This window comes from Stappia sp. 28M-7 (assembly GCF_014252955.1).
Taxonomy (GTDB): Bacteria; Pseudomonadota; Alphaproteobacteria; order Rhizobiales; family Stappiaceae; genus Stappia.
Genome location: NZ_JACMIA010000001.1, coordinates 3,825,748 through 3,844,605 on the forward strand (window position 1 = coordinate 3,825,748; position 18,858 = coordinate 3,844,605).

Here is an 18,858-nt window from a genome sequence, read left to right on the forward strand (position 1 = left end):
TTACGCGACCTGCAGGTTGTCAGCAGCAGCCTTGCCGCTGCGGCGATCGGTGACGATCTCGAAGCTGACCTTCTGGCCCTCGACGAGGCTGGTCATGCCAGCGCGCTCGACCGCGGAGATGTGAACGAAGACGTCGGGCTGACCGCCGCCCTGCTCGATGAAGCCAAAGCCCTTGGTGGAATTGAAGAACTTAACGGTACCGGTGTTCATGGCGATTTCCTTTTCAGATCGCGAACGGGTATGTGCCTGCCGCGCGCAGAACGCATGGCAAACGGTTCAGATCGATTTTGAGAGAGGAAGATCGCCGGTCGCGCGCCAAGCGCGCTCAGGAACAAAGTTCAACAGCCAAGATCGATGACACACATATGGACGGCAACGGTGTTCAAAACAAGGCCGCATTCTCAAGGGGGGCAAAATAAATCCGGCGGCGACCGGGAATAACCTGCCGCCGGTGGCGGAACCGCGCGGGGATAACCCGCATCCGGCGGCCCACGCGGTTTTGAGAGACCCAGCGCGGAAAAGGCTCAAGAAATGCAAATACGCTCATGATTTCAATGTTTTGAGCGCAACGAGAAATTGAGACGGATTTTGCGAAATTCCGTCTCGAAACGCCCCGAAATTGCAGTTTGCCGTCTCAAAACCGGCGTCAGGCGGCGTATTGGCGGGCAACGTCCGACAAAGTGGCCAGAAGCGGCGTCAGCGGCTCGCGCTGCACCATGACCAGGCCGACAGGCTCGCCCTCGTCCTCGTCCCGGGCGGGCGACTTACCCCCGCTCCGCTCGGTGGAAATCGGCACGGCGGCGATGGAGCCGGCGGAGACGAACATGCCGGCGAGCTTTTCCGGCACGACCGACGCCCACTTGCCGGTCATGACATGACCGACGAGCGCGATGATCGAGTTGGACTCGATCCGCGCCTTCGGCGTGACGCCGGCCGCTTCGAGATGGCGGTCGACGATGGCCCGGTTCTGCATGTCGGGGGTAAGAAGGCAGAGCTGCTCGCCGCCGAGCTCGTGCCAGCCGACCCGGTCGCGGGCGGCCAGCGGGTCGGAGACGGCGACCAGCAGTCGGTAGCGCTCGCGGTAGAGCGGCAGCACGGTACGCCGGCGCCGCGCGTCGGCATCCAGGTAGGTGATGCCGGCGTCGAGATCGAGCCGGTCCATCTGCTCGAGAATTTCGGCCGAGGTGCGTGAGAAGATCTGGAATCGCACCTGCGGATGGCGCAGCGCGTAAGGAGAGACGAGATCGGCGACCATCGGCAGTGCCGTCGGGATGACGCCGATGCGCAAGGTGCCCTCGAGGTCGGAACGCACGGCGCGCATCTCGTCGCGCAGGGCCCGCATGTCGCCGACGATCCGCAGCGCCAGCACATGCACCCGCTCGCCCTCCGGCGTCAGCCCCTGGAAGCGCGAACCGCGATGCACGAGCTGGACGTTGAGCTGGTCCTCCAGCTGCCGGATGGCTGAAGACAGCGTCGGCTGGGTGACACCGATGCTCTCCGCCGCACGCCCGAAGTGGCGCTCGCGCACCAGCGCAATGAACATTTCCAGCTTGTCGATCATTCCCGCCGCACCCGTTTTCCCCCTTATCGACGATCTGCCCTCAGGCGACCGTCGCGATTGCGCCGGACGATAGCACGGGCACGACCGGGGTGGGGGTGCGGACGGCAAGAGCGGTGGAAAGCGGATCAGATCGAACGCTGGTTGACGCGCAAGGAGACCTCGGCCGCCGTCTCGACCCGCTCCGAATAGCGGTCGACCAGCGCGCTGGAGCGCCCGCGCACCATCAGCGTGAACTTCACCAGTTCCTCGGTGACGTCGACGATCCGGTTGTAATAGGAGGACGGCTTCATCCGGTCGTCCTCACCGAACTCGGCAAAGGCGCGGGCGACGGAAGACTGGTTGGGGATGGTGACCATCCGCATCCAGCGGCCGAGAATGCGCATCTGGTTGACCGCGTTGAAGCTCTGCGAGCCGCCGCAGACCTGCATCACCGCCAGCGTCTTGCCCTGGGTCGGGCGGATGCCGCCGAGCGACAGAGGCAGCCAATCGATCTGCGTCTTCATCAGGCCGGTCATCGCACCGTGCCGCTCCGGCGAGACCCAGACCATGCCTTCCGACCACATGGCGAGCTCGCGCAGCTCCTGCACCTTGGGATGCCCGGGATCGGCCCCGTCGACGAGGGGCAGGTCGTGCGGATCGAACATCCGCGTCTCGCAGCCGTGCCAGTCGAGCAGGCGGCGCGCCTCCTCGGCGACCAGGCGCGAGAAGGAGCGCTGCCGCAGCGACCCGTAGAGCAGCAGGATGCGCGGGGCATGGAAGGCCTCGCCCGGCACGGCGTAGTCGGCCGGATCGACCCGCCGCATCTGCGAGAAATCGATGTTCGGCAGGTCGGCGGCGGCAAGATCGGCGACGGAACTCACGAGGCGTCTCCGGAAGCGGAGCCGGCCACGACGACCTCGCCGTCCTCCTTGCGGAACGTGCCGATCGCCGCATTGGGCAGGATCTCCAGAACCGTCTCCGACGGACGGCACAGGCGAATGCCCTTTTCCGTGACGACGATGGGCCGGTTGACCAGAACCGGATGCTCCAGCATGGCGGCGAGGATCGTCTCGTCGTCGACGGACGGATCGGTGAGACCGAGTTCCTCGGCCGGCGACTTGGCAACGCGCAAGGCGGTGCGCGGCGTCAGCCCGGCGCCGGCGAACAGGGCCAGAAGCTGCGGCCGGGTCCAGCCGGTCTTGAGGTATTCGATGACGACGGGCTCCTCGCCGGAGGCGCGGATCATCTCCAGCACGTTGCGCGAGGTGCCGCAGTTGGGATTGTGGTGAATGACGATGGTCATGAGCTTCCTTCGCATGTGGCAGGTCCCGGCGCGCAACAGGCCGGCAGCGCCGCCAGGACGGGACGGCAGACATCGGGCGCGCCGCCGCAGCAATCTTCCATCAGGAAGGCAAGCAGCGCCGTCAGTCCGCCCATGTCGGCGAAATAGCGGATCGTGCGCCCCTGCCGGCGACTGTGCAGCAGGCCGGCACGGGTGAGGATCGCAAGATTGGTGGAAAGCGTGTTCTGCCGAACCTCCAGGGCAGCGGCGATGTCGCCGGCCGTCATGCCCTAGCTCCCTGCGCGGATCAGCAGGCGCAGGACGTCGAGACGGGTTTCCTGCGACAGGGCCGCGAAGGCCGAAAGGGCATCGTTCTTTTCCATATTTCGAGAATACTAGATATATTAGACCCGTCAAGGCCGACCGTGGAGCGAGGCATGAATGCAAAACGGCCGCGCGAGGAACCGCGCGGCCGTCCTGGCCGAAATTCGGGAAAAGCGGAGCCGTCAGGCGGGCTGGGCGCCGCTGGTGCTCGTGTCGCGGAACTCTTCGGGCTTCGTCTCGCGACCACCCGGCGTCGGCGCAGGCGCCGAGGCGCGCAGGCGCGTGTCCGAAAGCTCGCCGCAGGCCTCCAGGATCGGCTGGGCGACGACAACGAAATGGCCATGGATGCGCTTCAGGTCGCGCAGCACGTCCATGTGGATCGAGGTCGTCTCCATCGACAGCTTCACCCCGTCGCGCAGCCGGGCGTAGTGGCGCTCGGCATAGTGGCGCTCCAGATCGCGGATAGTGGTCTTTTCGGCGAAGAGCCGACGCGCCAGATCCGCATCGCCAGTGGCGAAGACATTGAGCGCGGTGGCGAAGTTCGACGCGATCCGGGCATGGAAGGCGCGAAGGTCCGCAAGGCCCTCCGACGAGAAGGCGAGGTTGCCGCGCCCCTTCTTCTCCGCCAGTTCCAGCAGCTGCTTGTCGATGACGTCGCCGATATGCTCCAGGTTGGTGGTGAAGGAGAGGATCTCCATGAAGCGGCGCGAATCCTCCTCCGACATGCCCTTGCGGGACATGCGCACCAGGTGCAGCTTGATCGCCTCGTTGACCGCATCGACCGCATCGTCGGACGTGCGGATCTCGCGGATCAGCTTCGGATCGCCGGTCTCCAGCGCCTCCATCGACTTGACCAGCATCGCCTCGACCCGGTCGCCCAGCGCCAGCGCCTCGCGATGGGCGGCGGCCAGCGCCTCGGACGACATGTCGGTGGCGGCGCTGCCGAGATAGCGCGGGCGCTTGGGATCGGCCGGCTGGGCCGCGGCGGGAACCAGCCGCTCCAGCAGGCGCGACACCGGGCCGACCAGCGGAATGAAGATCAGCGCGACAACGATGTTGAAGGCAAGGTGCGCATCGACGGTCAGCCGCGCGCCGACCAGCCCGTGGCTGGTGGCGATGTCGGCGAGCACGCCGGAAAACGGCACCAGCACCGCCGCCACCGCACCGCGCATCAGCATGTTGCCGAGCGGCACGCGCTTGGTCTCCGGCGCCCCGCCCCAGTTGGCGGAGAGCGGCGCGGCAGCCGCGCCGACATTGGCGCCGAGCACGGCGGCGATGGCCAGCGTCGGCGTCACCGCCCCGGTGAGCGCCAGGGTGGCGATGACGAGGACGACGGCAAGCGAGGAATGCGCGGCCCAGGTGATGCCGGCGGCAAGGATCGCGGCCAGGATCGGCTCGCTGCCGAGGGCGGCGAGGACGAGGCCGAAGGTCTCGGATTCGGTCAGCGGCACCACGGTCAGCCGCAGGGTCTGCAGCGACAGGGTGAGCAGGCCGAGGCCGATCAGCGCCCGGCCGATGCACTGGGCCCGGTCGGCCTCCATCGACAGGAAGGTGAAGACACCGGCGGTGACGAAGACCGGCCAGAGATAGGAGACGTCGAGCGACAGGATCTGCGCGGCGATGGCCGAGCCGACATCCGCGCCCAGCACCACGGCCAGCGCCATGGCGAGCGGCACCAGGCCGCTGCGCGAGAAGGAGGTCAGCAGCATCGCCGTCGCCGTCGCGCTCTGCATCAACACGGTGACGCCGGCGCCGGCCATCGCGGCCATCGCCCGGTTGCGCGTCGCCGACGCAAGAACCGCCCTGAGGGAGGAGCCGAAAGCCCGCACCACCCCGGTGCGTACCATCCGCACGGCCCAGATCAGCAGCGCCACGCCGCCGATCAGCTGCACGAAGACCGCACTCGCACTCATCATCGTTCTGTCGTCCTCTAGTCGCGCCGGCTCTCGTCGCAATGGCCGATGCCGCTTTTCGGGCTCTTGTCCCGGGAGCAGCAATCGCCGATTGCTATTGGCGCCGGCGCCATGATCCGGTGTCCTGCCTCCAATTTTCCGGCCAGATTGATGATTCTGACAGGGAAAAATGGCGGCAACGTGCCGAGGAAATCGCTTTTCCATCGGCCGAATACGTGGAAAAACAATGATGACAGATATTTGTCGGCTAAGTAAGAGGAAAGCATGAGCGGATCCGCCAACCCGGAAGTGACGTTGCGTTTTCTTGCTCTTCAGGGACTTGCCGCGGAAGCCGCGGCCCTGGCAATGCGGTATTTCGAGAACCGCGACGCCATGGCGATCTCCCTGAAAGGCGCCCAGGACTGGCTTACCGAGGCCGATGGGGCCGTGGAAGCGCTGATCCGCTCGCGCATCACCGAGGTCTTCCCGCAGGACAGCGTGCTGGGCGAGGAAGGCGGCGGCGAGGTGAGCGAGCGCATGTGGATCGTCGACCCCATCGACGGCACCGCCAATTTCGCCCATGGCGACAACACCTGGTGCATTTCCATCGGCTTCCTGCTCGACGGTACGCCGGAGCTCGGCTGCATCGCCGCGCCCGCGCTCGGCGAGACCTTCCTTGCCCGCCGCGGCCACGGCGCCACGCTGAACGGCAAGCCGATCCAGGTCGCCGCCACCGACACGATCACCCGTGCCACGCTGGAGCACGGTTGGTCGCCGCGCCTGCCGGTCGCCAGCTATATCGACAATGTCCGCGCCCTGTTCGAGGCCGGCGCCAACGTCAAGCGCTCCGCTTCCGGCGCGATGGGCCTTGCCTCCGTCGCCTGCGGACGCAGCGACGGCTATCTGGAAGGCCACATCAACTCCTGGGACGTGGCCGCCGGCGTGGTCATTGCCAGCGAGGCGGGCGCCCGCGTCAGCAACTTCTTCAGCGGCGACTGGACGCGCGGCAATCCGATCGTCGTCGCGGCCCCCGGCGTTGCCGACGAGGCAGCCCGCGTCACCGGCCTGCCCCTGTAACCTTCCGCTAAGACAGGAGATTGACGACCGGCCCTGCGCCGTTCAAGCTGAGCCAACGAATGCACAGCTTTGCAATGATGCATCGTAATGGGAGGAGAACCATGAAGATCAACGTCAGCCTGCAGGTGCTTGCGTCAAGCGCCGCCCTTGGCCTGTCCGGACTGATGTGGGCGGTGCCCGCATCGGCCTCCGGCGAGCTCACCGTCTACTGCTCCGTCCAGGAGGAGTGGTGCCGCCCGATGGTCCAGGCCTTCGAGCGCGAGACCGGCATCAAGGTCAACATGACCCGCAAGTCGTCCGGCGAGACGCTGGCACAGGTCAAGGCGGAAGCGGCCAACCCGCGCGGCGACGTGTGGTGGGGCGGCACCGGCGATCCGCATCTGCAGGCCGCCGAGGAGGGCCTGACGGTCGAATACAAGTCGCCGATGCTGGACCAGCTGCAGCCCTGGGCCGTGTCCCAGGCCGAGCAGTCGGGCCACAAGACCGTCGGCATCTATGCCGGCGCGCTCGGCTACTCGTTCAACACCGAAATGCTGGCCTCCACCGGCGCGCCGGAGCCGAGCTGCTGGTCGGATCTCCTGCGCGAGGAGTTCCGCGACGAGGTGCAGGTCGCCAACCCGAACTCGTCCGGCACGTCCTACACGATGGTCGCGACGCTGGTGCAGCTGATGGGCGAGGACAAGGCCTTCGAGTACATGAAGGCCCTGCACAAGAACATCAACCAGTACACCAAGTCGGGCGCCGCGCCGGCGCGTGCCGCCGCCACCGGCGAGACGCTGATCGGCATCACCTTCCAGCACGACGGCGTCACCCAGGTCGTCCAGGGCGCCCCGATCAAGGTGGTGTCCCCGTGCGAGGGCACCGGCTACGAGATCGGCTCCATGTCGATCATCAAGGGCGCCCCGAACATGGACAACGCCAAGAAGTGGTACGACTGGGCGCTGACCCCGGCCGCGCAGGAAATCGGCGCGTCGGCGAACTCGTTCCAGGTGCCGTCCAACAAGGGCGCCAAGGCTCCCGAGCAGGCCCCGGACCTGTCGTCGGTCAAGCTGATCGACTACGACTTCGCCAAATACGGCTCGTCGGCCGAACGCACCCGCCTGCTGACCAAGTGGGATGCGGAGGTCGGTGCCGCGCCGAAGTAAGGCGCGCACCGTCCCCGACAGCGACAGCATCGCGATGATCGACCGTTTTCCGGTGATCCTGGCCGCTGCCGGGCTGATCGGCCCGGCGGTGCTGGCCTACCATGCCGACGACGGAACCCGCCTGGCCGGAGCGCTTGCCTCCGGCCATGTGGCGCCCGCGCTCGGCTGTCTGGCGCTGGTCCTTGCGGCCGGCGCGAGCCTTGCCGGGGCCCAGCGCGCAAGCGCCCTTGCAGGGGCGATCGGCGGCACGCTGGCGCTCCTCGCGATGATCCTCGCCGGCTTCTTCCCGGCCTTGGCCGTCGGGATCGGCTTCGCCGGAACCGAGGTCGGCCGCGCCATCGGCCCGGGCGCGGGCATTCTCGCCCTTGCCCTGGTCGCGCTCGTCGCCGGCGCCATAGCCCGCTTCGGCGCCTTCCGCAACGACCGCTTCGTCTCGGTCAGCGTCATCACCATCGGCGCGCTGGTGGTGATGTTCGTGTTCTGGCCGGTGCTGCGGATGCTGTCCGAGGCCTTCCACGGAGAAAGCGAGGCGCGCGCCGCCGTCTTCCTCGACCGGCTGCTGCAGGGCGATATCTGGTCGCTCGCCTGCCTGTGGTCGACGGCCCGCTGCGGCGTTGCGCCCAACACCGTCATTCTCGGCGTTCTCGCCGCCTTCTTCTCGACAACGCTGGCGCTCGGCCTTGCCCTGATCGCGGTGCGCACCAATGTGCGCTTCCCGCGCGCCTTCGACGCGCTCGCCATCCTGCCGATCATCACGCCGCCCTTCGTCATCGGCCTTGCGCTGATCGTTCTGTTCGGGCGCACCGGCCTCATCACCACCGCCCTGTGGGACTGGTTCGGCATTCCCCGCTCGCGCTGGCTCTACGGCCTGCCCGGCGTGTTGCTGGCGCAGGTCCTGTCGCAGGTGCCCCTGTCCTTCCTGATCCTGGTCGGCTCGCTGAAGGCCCTGTCGCCGACGCTGGAAGAGGCCGCGCAGACCCTGCGCGCCACCCGCACCCGCATTCTCCTGACCGTGACGCTGCCGCTGCTGCTGCCGGCCATTGCCAACACCTATCTGCTGGCCTTCGTCGAGAGCCTTGCCGACTTCGGCAACCCGCTCGTGCTCGGCGGCAATTTCGAGGTGCTGTCGACCAAGATCTTCTTCGCCGTCGTCGGCGCCCAGCACGAGCCGGGCCGCGCCGCAGTGCTGGCCATGGTGCTGCTCGCCTTCACGCTCGCCGCCTTCCTGGTGCAGATGCGCCTGCTCGCCAACGCCTCCTTCGTCACCGTGTCGGGCAAGGGCGACAGCGGCGTACCGGCCGCCCTGCCCAAGGGCCTGCCCGCCGGCCTGTGGAGCATCATCATTCCGTGGATCGGCCTGACCATCGCGGTCTATTCGATCGTGCTGATCGGCGGCTTCGTGAAGGATATCGGCCGCTTCGACATGACGCCGACGCTCGATCACCTGCGCACCGGCTTCCTGGTGGAATGGACCGACAACGGCCTGTTCTGGGCAGGCTCGGCCTGGGACAGCTTCTGGACCACGGTGCTGGTCTCGGCCGCCGCCGCCCCGCTGACGGCGATCATCGGCCTCCTGACCGCCTATGTGCTGGCGCGCCAGAAGTTCCGCGGACGCAGGTCTCTGGAATTCCTGACCATGCTGTCCTTCGCCATTCCCGGCACGGTGATCGGCGTCGCCTATATCCTCGCCTTCAACGTGCCGCCGGTGGAGATTACCGGCACCGGCTTCATCCTCATCGCCTGCTTCGTCTTCCGCAACATGCCGGTCGGCGTGCGGGCGGGCATCGCCGCGCTGTCGCAGATCGATCCCTCGCTCGACGAGGCCTCGGCCACCCTGCGCGCCAGCACGGGGCGCACGCTGATGACCGTGGTACTGCCCCTGATGAAGCCGGCCATCGTCGCGACGCTGATCTTCTCCTTCGTCCATGCGATGACGGCGGTCTCGGCGATCATCTTCCTCGTCACGGCGCGCTACAACATGGCGACCGCCTATATCGTCGGCCGGGTGGAGGCCGGCGAGTACTCGCTCGCCATCTCCTACTGCGCCTTCATGATCGTCTTCATGATCGCTGCCATCGCGATAATCCGCCTCCTCGTCGGCGAGGCACGGCTGGGCCGGCGCGGCAGCGAAACCATCGCCGCAGGGGGACACTGATGGGACCGGCAAGCCTCGACTTCATCGGCGTCACCAAGCGCTACGGCGCGGTGACCGCCGTCGACGACGTCTCGTTCCGCTGCGAGGCCGGATCGCTGACCACGCTGCTCGGCCCCTCCGGCTGCGGCAAGACCACCACCTTGCGCATGATCGCCGGGCTGGAGCTGGCGAGCGAGGGGAAGATCCTGATCGACGACAAGGACGTGACGCATCTGTCGGCGGCCGAGCGCGACGTCACCATGGTGTTCCAGTCCTATGCGCTGTTCCCGCATATGAACGTGCTGGACAATGTCATGTACGGCCCGCGCTCGTCCGGCATCGGCAAGGCGCAGGCGGCCGAGATGGCGCACAAGAAGCTGAAGCTCCTGGGCCTGTCCGGCTTCGAGAGCCGGCTGCCGTCGGAACTGTCCGGCGGCCAGCAGCAACGCGTCGCCGTCGCCCGCGCGCTGGTGCTCGAACCCTCGATCCTGCTGTTCGACGAACCGCTGTCGAACCTCGACGCGCGGCTGCGCCGCCAGGTGCGCGAGGACATCCGCGCCCTGCAGAAGGATCTCGGCCTGACGGTGGTCTATGTCACCCACGACCAGGAGGAGGCGCTGGCCGTCTCCGACGAGGTCATCGTCATGTCCAATGCCCGCATCGCCCAGAAGGCGACCCCGCGCGATCTGTGGAACGCCCCGGCGAACCTCTTCGTCGCCGACTTCATCGGCGATGCCAATGTGGTCGACGGCACCATCACCAGCATTGCCGGCGAGACGGCGGTGCTCGACATGGCCGGCGCCAGCGTCGAGGCACCAGCGCGCGGCCTCGCCCCCGGTCCGGTGAAGATCGCCGTGCGGCCCGACGCACTGCGCCTGGCGCCGCTTCAGGCGGGCGATGCCGGCGGGCTGACCGGAACGGTCAGGACCGCAAGCTATCTCGGCAAGCACATGGAATACGAGATCAAGACGCCGCTCGGCGAGCTCTTCATCACCGCCCCCGCCGATGGCGACGAGGTCGGGGTGGGCGCCGCGGTGCGCCTGCTGCCCAAGGGGCACGGCATCGCGGTCATTCCGCAATAGCCGGACCGGCTCCGCCCGATCCGCAGGCGTGGGGAAAAACCCCGCCGCGCCCGCGACATGACCGGTGGATGGCAGGCGTCCGCCCCCATGCCCCGGCTGCCACGGCGCCGCACGGGCTATAGGGCTGCGCAATAGCTCCGTGCATGCAAAGATATTTCCAGCCGGCCGCCGGACCTGCGATTTTGCGGCCAGCCAATTTCAGGGGCCGGCCCGCGTGCCGCGGCCCGCTCGAGTTCTCAGGGAAAACCATGAACGCCTTCGATCCGACAGCCGAATACAGTGCCATTCGCGACGGTGTCGCCAAGGTCTGCGCCGAGTTCCCCGGCGAGTACTGGCGCGACCTCGACGCGCGCCGCGCCTATCCCAAGGACTTCGTCGACGCCCTGATCCGCGAGGGCTATCTCGCCGCAATGATCCCGGAGGAATACGGCGGGTCGGGCCTGAACCTGTCGGCTTCCGCCGTGATCCTGGAAGAGATCCACCGCAACGGCTGCAACGCCGCCGCCTGCCACGCGCAGATGTACACGATGGGCACGGTGCTGCGGCACGGCAGCCCCGAGCAGAAGCAGCAATACCTGCCCGGCATCGCCGACGGCACGCTGCGCCTGCAGGCCTTCGGCGTGACCGAGCCGACCAGCGGCACCGACACGCTGGCACTGAAGACGACCGCGCGGCGCGACGGCGACGACTACATCGTCAACGGACAGAAGATCTGGATCTCCCGCGCCGAGCACTCCGACCTGATGGTGCTGCTGGCCCGCACGACGCCGCGCGACCAGGTGAAGTCGAAGACCGACGGACTGTCGGTGTTCCTCATCGACCTGCGCGAGCTCAAGGGCAACGGCGTCGAGATCCGCCCGATCCGCACGATGATCAACCACGCGACGACGGAGATCTTCTTCGACAACGCGCGCATCCCCGCCTCCAGCCTGATCGGCGAGGAAGGCAAGGGCTTCCGCTACATCCTGTCCGGCATGAACTCCGAGCGCATCCTGATCGCCGCCGAGTGCATCGGCGATGCCAAGTGGTTCATCGAGAAGGGCTCCAATTACGCCAAGGAGCGGGTGATCTTCGGCGCCCCGATCGGCCAGAACCAGGGCGTGCAGTTCCCCCTCGCCCGCGCCTATGCGCACATGATGGCGGCCGAGGCCATCGTCTACCGCGCCGCCGCCATGTACGATGCCGGCCACAATCCGGGCGTGGAGGCCAACAGCGCCAAGATGCTGGCCGCCGACGCCAGCTGGGAAGCGGCCGAGGCCTGTTTGCAGACCCATGGCGGCTTCGGCTTCGCCGAGGAATACGACGTGGAGCGCAAGTTCCGCGAGGCGCGGCTGTACCAGGTGGCGCCGATCTCCACCAACCTGATCCTGTGCTTCATCGCCGAGCAGGTGCTCGGCCTGCCGAAATCCTACGGGGCCCCCAAGGCATGACGCTGATCGACCGCATCCTCGACCTTGCCATGATGCCCGCCGGCGAGTTGCCGGCCGGCGCGCTCGCCATGGCCCGCTTCTCGCTGTTCGACTGGCTGGTCTGCGGACGGGCCGGCATCGATGAGCCGCTGGCGGGCAAGCTGCGCCAGCTTGCGGACGAGGAAGGCGGTCGCGGCACGGCCTCGGTGTTCGGCGGCGCGCCCGCCCCGGCGCGCATGGCCGCGCTGGTCAACGGCGCAACGAGCCACGCACTCGACTACGACGACACCCATTTCGGCCATATCGGCCACACCTCCGTCGGCATCTATCCGGCCGCCCTTGCCGCCGGCGAGACGGTCGGCGCCAGCGCCCGCGCCGTGGTCGAGGCCTTCCTCGTCGGCGCGGAAGCCTCGGTGCGTATCGGCATGGCGCTGGGGTCCGTCCACTACAATCGCGGCTTCCACCAGACGGCGACAGCCGGCGCCTTCGGCGCGGCGATCGCCGCCGGGCGCCTCTTCGGCCTGACCCGCGACCAGATGCGCGTCGCCATCGGCCTGTGCGCTACCCGCGCCTCCGGCCTCAAGTCGCAGTTCGGCACGATGGGCAAGCCGTACAATGCGGGCATCGCCGCCGCCAATGGCGTGGAATGCGCAAGGCTCGCGGCCCTCGGCTTCACCTCCGCCGACGACGGGCTGATGAACGCGCAAGGCTTCATCCCCACCCATTCCGACAAGCCCGATCCGGACGCTGCCTGGCAGTCGCCGCCGCCGGAGACGTTCCTGTTCGAGGACATCAAGTACAAGCTGCATGCCTGCTGCCACGGCACCCATGCGATGATCGAGGCGCTGCGCACGGTGCGTGGGCAGGAAGGCCTCGGCATCGGCGATGTCGAGGCGATGGTGCTGCACACCAACCCGCGCTGGCTGTCGGTCTGCGACATCAAGGCGCCGCGCACCGGGCTGGAGGTCAAGTTCAGCTACAACTGGCTGGCCGGCATGGTGCTGGAGGACCGCGATACCGCGCGCGACGACACCTATACCGACGCGCTGGCGACCGACGCCGGTCTTGCCGCCTTTGCCCCGCGCATCACCGTGGACGGCGACCCGGCCTTGAGCGACATGCAAGCCAAGGGCCTGCTCCGGCTGAAGGACGGGCGCAGCATCGCCTTCTCGCACGATCTTGCCCGCCGGCTCGGCGAGGCGGAGCTTTCCGCCGGGCTCACCGCCAAGGCGAAGGCGCTGCTCGGCGAGGAAGGCGAACGGCTGCGGCAGGCGGTCGAAAAGCTCGACCGGCTTACGGCCGCCGATCTCGGCGCCCTGGTGGGAGCACGGGCATGAGCGACTATGCGGACTGGATCGGCAAGCAAAGGCGGGTGAGCGAAGCGCTCGACCGCGAGCTGCTGGAGCGCTACCGGGCAACCCTGTCGGGCATGCTGTGGCAGACCGACGTGCCGGCCGGCGTGCACTGGTGCCTGGCACCCGACGTGGTGGAGCCGGCGGAGCTCGGCCGCGACGGCCATCCGCGCACCGGCATCTTCCTGCCGGCACTGCCCCTGCCCCGGCGCATGTGGGCGGGCGGCCACCTGGAATACCGCAAGGCCTTTTCGCCCGGCGACGAGGTGACCCGCGTGACGACGATCCGCGACGTGACCTTCAAGCAGGGCCGCAGCGGGCCGCTCGGTTTCGTCACGCTGGACCATGTCTACGAGGTGGCGGGCGAGGCCCATGTCGTGGAGCGCCACGACATCGTCTATCGCGAAGACCCCAAGCCGGGCACGGCCACCATGCCACAGCGGGGGCCGCAGCCGGGCGAGGACTGGCAGGCGCTGGCGCGCTGGCAGGTGACGCCGACGCCGACGCTGCTGTTCCGCTATTCGGCGCTGACCTTCAACGGCCACCGCATCCACTACGACCAGCCCTACGCCACCGGCGTGGAAGGCTATGACGGGCTGGTGGTGCACGGGCCGCTGCAGTCGATCTGGATGCAGAACCTTGCCGCCTCGCTGCTCGGCAAGCTGCCGGGCGCCTTCACCTATCGCGGCCTGTCGCCGCTGACCTGCAATCGGCCGGTGAGCGTCGAAGCGCGCGAGGGCGAGGACGGCGCCCTGGAGCTGCGCGTGCGGCGCGACGAGGATGGGGTCGTCACCATGCAGGCCACCGCGAAAGCCTAGGCAACTCACCCCCGGCGGCCGTCTGGCGCGCCGGAGCGAGTTTTGGAGCATTGCCGAGGGCTAGCTCTCGATCAGGTTGCCTTCCCAGATGCCGCGGCGCACCAGGTCGCGCGCGACCTCCAGCGTGATCTGCTCGACGGCCCGGCAGGCCCGGCTCGTCGAGCGGGAGGGTTTGCTGACCAGATAGACCGGGCGCGAGATCGTCGGCTCGACGATGGGCGCCTTGAGCAGCTCGCCCCGGGCGACGAAATCGTGGACGGCGGCGGGGGCGAAGATCGTGTGGCCGGAGCCGCGCGCCACCAGTTCCTTGATCTGGGTCATCGCGTCCATCTCGATGACGACGTTGAGATTGACGTCGCAGGCCGCCGCGTGCCGCTCGATGGTCTTGCGCAGCCCGTGCGAGACGCCGGGCAGGATCATCTCCAGCTTCTCCAGCGCCTGCATCGGCACCGGCGCGCCGGGCGGGGTGTCGAGCGGCCAGGTATCGGGCGCGGAGAAGAAGAACAACTGCTCGTCCAGCACATGGATGATGCGGAAATGCTCGACCTTCTCCAGGTCGTAGATGAAGCCGATATCGACCGTCTCGTCCTCGATCCAGCTCTTGATGTAGCCGCTCATCGCCTCGATGGCGCGCAGCCGCACATCCGGCAGCTCGACCCGCACGGTCTCGGCCAGCGGCACCGACATCACCATCGACACCGACGGCGGCATGCCGAAGCCGACCTTGCCGCGAATGCCGCCGCCAAGGTCGCGCATCTCCGAGATGCAATGCTCCATGCTGGCGCAGATCTCGCGCGCATGGCGCACCAGCAGGTGCCCTTCTTCGGTCAGCACCGTGCCACGCGGCGAGCGCTCGACCAGCTGCACGCCGAGCTCCTGCTCCATGCGCTGGACGTATTGCGACAGGGACGGCTGGGCAACGCCCAGGACCTGCGCCGCCGCGGAGAGCGACGGCGCCTCGGAAATGGCGATGAAGTAGCGAAGGTGACGAATGTCCATGGAAGGCAGATTAGCCGGTTTTCAGCCGATCTCCACCACCTGACGGATCGCCGATCCGTCCTCCAGCCGGTCCATGGCGAGGTTGATGTCGGCCAGCGGCAACCGGTGGCTCAGCATCTTTTCCACCGGCAGCAGGCCGCGGCGATGCAGGGCGAACATGCGCGGCAGGTCGCGCTGCGGCACGCAGGAGCCGATGTAGCTGCCCTTCAGCGAGCGCTCCTCGGCAACCAGCTTGAGCGCATTGAGCGCCATGCGCGAATCCGGATGCGGCAGGCCGGCGGTGACGGTGGTGCCGCCGCGCCGGGTGATGTCGTAGGCGGTCTCCAGCGCCCGCACCGAGCCGGCCAGCTCGAACGCGTAGTCGACGCCGCCGCCGGTGAGGTCTCGCACCGCTTCGACGACGCCCTCGCCCGCCTTGACCGCATCGGTCGCGCCCATCTGGCGGGCGACCTCGAGCTTGTTCTCGAACGGGTCGATGGCGACGATCTGCCCGGCCCCGGCCGCCGCAGCGCCCAGGATCGCCGCCATGCCGACACCGCCGATGCCGACCACCGCGACCTTGGCCCCCGGCTTGATATGGGCGGTGTTGAACACCGCGCCCGCGCCCGTCAGCATGGCGCAGGAAAACAGCGTCGAGATGTGCGGGGCGATGTCCTGGTCGACCTTGACCAGCGACTGGCGCGCGACGACCGCATGGCTGGCAAAGGCGGAAATGCCGACGTGATGATGCACGGGCCGCCCGTCCATCGACAGCCGGCGGTGGCCGGTCATCAGCTCGCCGACGCCGTGATGCTTGGCCGCCTTCTCGCACAGGGCCGGCCGGCCTTCCGCGCAAGGGGTGCAGCGGCCGCAGCCGGGCGCGAAGATGCACACGACATGATCGCCGGGCGCAAGATCGTCGACGCCCGCGCCGACCTCCTCGACATAGCCGGACGCCTCGTGGCCGAGCACCATCGGCAGCGGGCGCGGCCGGGTGCCGTTGATCACCGAGAGGTCGGAATGGCAAACGCCGGCGGCCGCGATGCGGATCAGGACCTCGCCGGGACCTGGCGGCGCCAGCTCGACCTCGCGCACGGTCAGCGGCTTCTCCGCAGCGTAGTTGCCCTTGACCTCGCCCCGCTCCAGCACCGCCGCCGTGATCTTCATGTCTCCACCCTCTTGCTAGTCGGCCTGCCGCCGCCGCCGAAGCGCGGCATTGCCCGTTTCATCCCGATGGTGCACCCTGAAGCCCTCCCGGCCGACGGGTCGCACCCCGCTGTCGGGCGGATGCTAGCGGCAAACACGCGTGAAGACAGAGCTTAAATGGCTTTTCGGCTTCGGTCATAGGTTTTTGCAATAGCCGAGCACCAAGCAAATTATTGGTGCACCCTGTCGGCAATACCTAGGCTTCTTCATCTCACATGCTTTGGGAGGAAAGCCATGAGGGTCTTCAACTGCACTGCGGCGCTCGCCGGGCTCGCGCTCGTCGTCGCCACCAGCCTTGCCCAGGCCGACAATCATAATCACCAATGGACGGAATCGCGCTGGGGCAAGGACGACCAGATCGGGTCGGCGAACCTGATGACGCCGGAGCGCGTCAAGCTCGCCGCCGAACTCGTCACCACCGGCAAGGTCTACAGCCTCGGCATGATCGTGGGCAGCGACACGCCGGCCTTTCCGCCGCGCAGCCTGTCCGTGACGGTGCTCCAGCCCAACCAGATCACCAATAGCGGGCTGGGCGAAAACGCCTTTACCTACAACGACGACATCTTCATGGGCTGGCTCGGCATCGGCCCGCAGATCGACGGTCTCGGCCATGCCGGCATCGACCATGTCTACTACAACGGCCACAAGGCCGGCGACTTCGCCAAGGCCGCGGGCCTGACCGAACTCGGCCTGCACAACCTGCCGGGCCTCGTTGGCCGCGGCGTGCTGCTCGACATGGCCAAGTTCTACGGCGTCGACATGGTCGAGGAAGGCAAGGCCTACACTGCCGACGACATCAAGGCCGCCGCCGCCCAGCAGGGAGTCGAGCTGCGCGAGGGCGATGTCGTCCTGTTCAACTCCAACTGGATGAACCTGCTCGACGGGCCGAACGCGGATCCCAAGCGCTTCGGCGCGGCGGAACCGGGCCTCGGCGTCAGCGGCGCCGAATATCTCGCCGAGCTGGGCGTGATGGCGGTGGGCGCCGACACCTGGGGCATGGAGGTCGTTCCGGCCGAGGTCGAGGGCGAGGCATTCCGCGCCCACCAGATCCTGCAGCCGCAGAACGGAATCTACATCCTGGAGAACATGGATACCCGCGAACTGGCGAAGGACGAGGCGTACGAGTTCCTCTTCGTTCTCGGCCAGGCCCGCCTCAAGGGCGCGGTACAGATGATCATCAACCCGATCGCGATCCGCTGACCGGGCAAACAGACACGCGGGCGGCACGCAATCGCCCGCGGCTACTCGAAGGGAGTGAAACCATGCGGAAATTCCTGCTCACCACGGCAGCGATCCTCGCTGCCCCGATCGCCGCGCTGGCGGCGGAGAAGCCGGCCGAGCTCAAGGTCGGCGTCACCACGTTCCTCACCGGCCCGGCCTCCGTGTTCGGCGTGCCGGCGCGCGATGCCGCCGAGATCATCGTCGGCAAGCTGAACGCCGAAGGCGGCATCGGCGGCGTGCCGGTCGCCCTGTCCTTCATCGACGAGGGTGCCGGCGCCGAGGCGCTGACCACCGAGTTCCGCCGCCAGGTCGAGGGCGGCGCGCATGCCATGATGGGCGCGATCTCCTCCGGCAACTGCCAGACGCTCGCCCCGCTGGCCGAGGACCTCCAGGTCCTGAACCTGATGTGGGACTGCGGCACCCAGCAGATCTTCGAGAAGAACGACTACAAGTACGTCTTCCGCACCCAGGCCAATGCCACGCCGGAAATGCTCGCCACCGTGCTCTACCTGCTGAAGGTGAAGCCGGACTTCAAGACCATCGCCGTCGTCAACCAGGACTACGCCTGGGGCCGTGACAGCTGGCAGATCTTCTCCACCGCGCTGAAGGCCCTGAAGCCGGACGTCGAGGTGGTCGGCGAGTTCTTCCCCAAGTTCGGCGCCGCCGACTTCTCGACCGAGATCTCCCGCCTGCAGGCGATGCAGCCCGACGTCATCCTGTCGACCTCCTGGGGCGGCGACCTCGACACGTTCATCCAGCAGGCGGCCCAGCGCGGCCTGATGAACACCTCGACCTTCGTCATCCCGCTGGCCGAAAGCTCCCTGGAGCGTCTCGGCTCGACCCTGCCGGCCGGCCACATCGTCGGCGCGCGCGGCGACCACTACTTCCTGCATCCGGACCGTCGCGACGACGCGGACTTCAAGGAGTTCATGGCAGCCTTCGAGGAAAAGACCGGCGCCCATGCGATCTACCCGGTCTTCCACATGTCGCAGGCGCTTGCCGCGCTGAAGGCGGCCTACGAGAAGGCGATCGCGGCCAAGGGCGGCGAGTGGCCGGAAGAGGACGAGGTCATCGCGGCCTTCGAGGGCCTGACCTTCCAGGGTCTCGGCCGTGAGGTCACCATCCGCGAGGACAACCAGGGCATCGAGGCCCAGCTCCTCGGCATGAGCGTCCAGAGCGGCGAATACCCCTTCGCCACGCTGGAAAACATCATGATCTTCGACGGCGCCGCACTGACCACCCCGGTCGGCCAGGAGTCGGTCGAATGGGTCAGCAAGCTCACGCCGGAATACGCCGCGAGCGTGAAGGTCGACAGCTACGAGAAGTAAGAAGCGCCGGGACAGAACGAGCGGATCTGGGCAGGCGTGCCCGGGTCCGCTCTCCCCGGCCTTCCTCCCG

General features: G+C 67.7%; 17 protein-coding genes and 1 pseudogene. 9 read left to right on the forward strand and 9 right to left on the reverse strand.

Annotated features, from left to right (window positions below; translation table 11 throughout):
• The 7 genes and pseudogenes from H7H34_RS17165 to H7H34_RS17195 form a co-directional block, all read right to left on the reverse strand.
• Window positions 1–210, reverse strand: coding sequence for a cold-shock protein (locus tag H7H34_RS17165; RefSeq protein ID WP_120269336.1), 210 nt, complete (start codon window positions 208–210; stop codon window positions 1–3).
• Between the two features lie 436 nt (window positions 211–646).
• Window positions 647–1,561: a LysR family transcriptional regulator gene (locus H7H34_RS17170; protein WP_185925903.1), complete on the reverse strand. Its 915-nt coding sequence runs from the start codon at window positions 1,559–1,561 to the stop codon at window positions 647–649.
• Window positions 1,562–1,686: 125 nt separating this feature from the next.
• A complete protein-coding gene (gene arsH, locus H7H34_RS17175; protein WP_185925904.1) occupies window positions 1,687–2,421 on the reverse strand; it encodes an arsenical resistance protein ArsH in 735 nt (244 codons plus the stop codon).
• Window positions 2,418–2,843 (reverse strand): arsenate reductase (glutaredoxin), encoded by a 426-nt coding sequence (gene arsC / locus H7H34_RS17180; protein WP_185925905.1) that lies wholly within the window; start codon window positions 2,841–2,843, stop codon window positions 2,418–2,420. Before arsC ends, arsH begins: the two co-directional genes overlap by 4 nt.
• Window positions 2,840–3,205 (reverse strand): annotated as a pseudogene (locus H7H34_RS17185) (ArsR/SmtB family transcription factor). The gene arsC and the pseudogene H7H34_RS17185 overlap by 4 nt, the downstream one beginning before the upstream one ends.
• 123 nt (window positions 3,206–3,328) lie before the next feature.
• Window positions 3,329–5,059: a Na/Pi cotransporter family protein gene (locus tag H7H34_RS17190; protein ID WP_185925906.1), complete on the reverse strand. Its 1,731-nt coding sequence runs from the start codon at window positions 5,057–5,059 to the stop codon at window positions 3,329–3,331.
• 17 nt (window positions 5,060–5,076) lie between these two features.
• Window positions 5,077–5,325, reverse strand: a complete 249-nt coding sequence (locus tag H7H34_RS17195; protein ID WP_185925907.1) for a hypothetical protein — start codon at window positions 5,323–5,325, stop codon at window positions 5,077–5,079.
• Here H7H34_RS17195 and H7H34_RS17200 point away from each other — a divergent pair.
• The 7 genes from H7H34_RS17200 (at window position 5,324) to H7H34_RS17230 (ending at window position 14,055) form a co-directional block, all read left to right on the forward strand.
• The gene (locus H7H34_RS17200) at window positions 5,324–6,115 is read left to right on the forward strand and encodes an inositol monophosphatase family protein (protein ID WP_185925908.1); all 792 of its coding nucleotides are present in this window, start codon (window positions 5,324–5,326) and stop codon (window positions 6,113–6,115) included. The two genes, H7H34_RS17195 and H7H34_RS17200, sit on opposite strands and share 2 nt — an antisense overlap.
• Before the next feature lie 101 nt (window positions 6,116–6,216).
• Window positions 6,217–7,260 (forward strand): ABC transporter substrate-binding protein, encoded by a 1,044-nt coding sequence (locus H7H34_RS17205; protein ID WP_120269343.1) that lies wholly within the window; start codon window positions 6,217–6,219, stop codon window positions 7,258–7,260.
• On the forward strand, window positions 7,244–9,415 hold the full coding sequence (locus H7H34_RS17210) for an ABC transporter permease (protein ID WP_371811419.1): 2,172 nt from the start codon (window positions 7,244–7,246) through the stop codon (window positions 9,413–9,415). Before H7H34_RS17205 ends, H7H34_RS17210 begins: the two co-directional genes overlap by 17 nt.
• A complete protein-coding gene (locus H7H34_RS17215) occupies window positions 9,415–10,476 on the forward strand; it encodes an ABC transporter ATP-binding protein (protein ID WP_185925909.1) in 1,062 nt (353 codons plus the stop codon). The genes H7H34_RS17210 and H7H34_RS17215 overlap by 1 nt, the downstream gene beginning before the upstream one ends.
• 248 nt (window positions 10,477–10,724) lie before the next feature.
• The gene (locus H7H34_RS17220; protein WP_067219714.1) at window positions 10,725–11,906 is read left to right on the forward strand and encodes an acyl-CoA dehydrogenase family protein; all 1,182 of its coding nucleotides are present in this window, start codon (window positions 10,725–10,727) and stop codon (window positions 11,904–11,906) included.
• Window positions 11,903–13,222 carry an MmgE/PrpD family protein gene (locus tag H7H34_RS17225; protein WP_185925910.1) on the forward strand — a complete coding sequence of 440 codons (1,320 nt, stop codon included), beginning with the start codon at window positions 11,903–11,905 and terminating at the stop codon, window positions 13,220–13,222. The genes H7H34_RS17220 and H7H34_RS17225 overlap by 4 nt, the downstream gene beginning before the upstream one ends.
• Window positions 13,219–14,055, forward strand: a complete 837-nt coding sequence (locus H7H34_RS17230) for an HTD2 family dehydratase (protein ID WP_185925911.1) — start codon at window positions 13,219–13,221, stop codon at window positions 14,053–14,055. The genes H7H34_RS17225 and H7H34_RS17230 overlap by 4 nt, the downstream gene beginning before the upstream one ends.
• Window positions 14,056–14,115: 60 nt before the next feature.
• On the opposite strand, the gene H7H34_RS17235 is transcribed toward H7H34_RS17230, so the two are convergent.
• Window positions 14,116–15,054, reverse strand: coding sequence for a LysR family transcriptional regulator (locus tag H7H34_RS17235; protein WP_067219707.1), 939 nt, complete (start codon window positions 15,052–15,054; stop codon window positions 14,116–14,118).
• Window positions 15,055–15,075: 21 nt separating this feature from the next.
• Window positions 15,076–16,200: a zinc-binding dehydrogenase gene (locus tag H7H34_RS17240; protein ID WP_067219706.1), complete on the reverse strand. Its 1,125-nt coding sequence runs from the start codon at window positions 16,198–16,200 to the stop codon at window positions 15,076–15,078.
• A 273-nt stretch (window positions 16,201–16,473) separates the two neighbouring features.
• On the opposite strand from H7H34_RS17240, the gene H7H34_RS17245 reads away from it, so the two are divergent.
• Both H7H34_RS17245 and H7H34_RS17250 read left to right on the forward strand, forming a co-directional pair.
• Window positions 16,474–17,439, forward strand: a complete 966-nt coding sequence (locus H7H34_RS17245) for a cyclase family protein (protein ID WP_185925912.1) — start codon at window positions 16,474–16,476, stop codon at window positions 17,437–17,439.
• 62 nt (window positions 17,440–17,501) lie between these two features.
• A complete protein-coding gene (locus tag H7H34_RS17250) occupies window positions 17,502–18,788 on the forward strand; it encodes an ABC transporter substrate-binding protein (protein WP_185925913.1) in 1,287 nt (428 codons plus the stop codon).
• Window positions 18,789–18,858 lie beyond the last annotated feature (70 nt).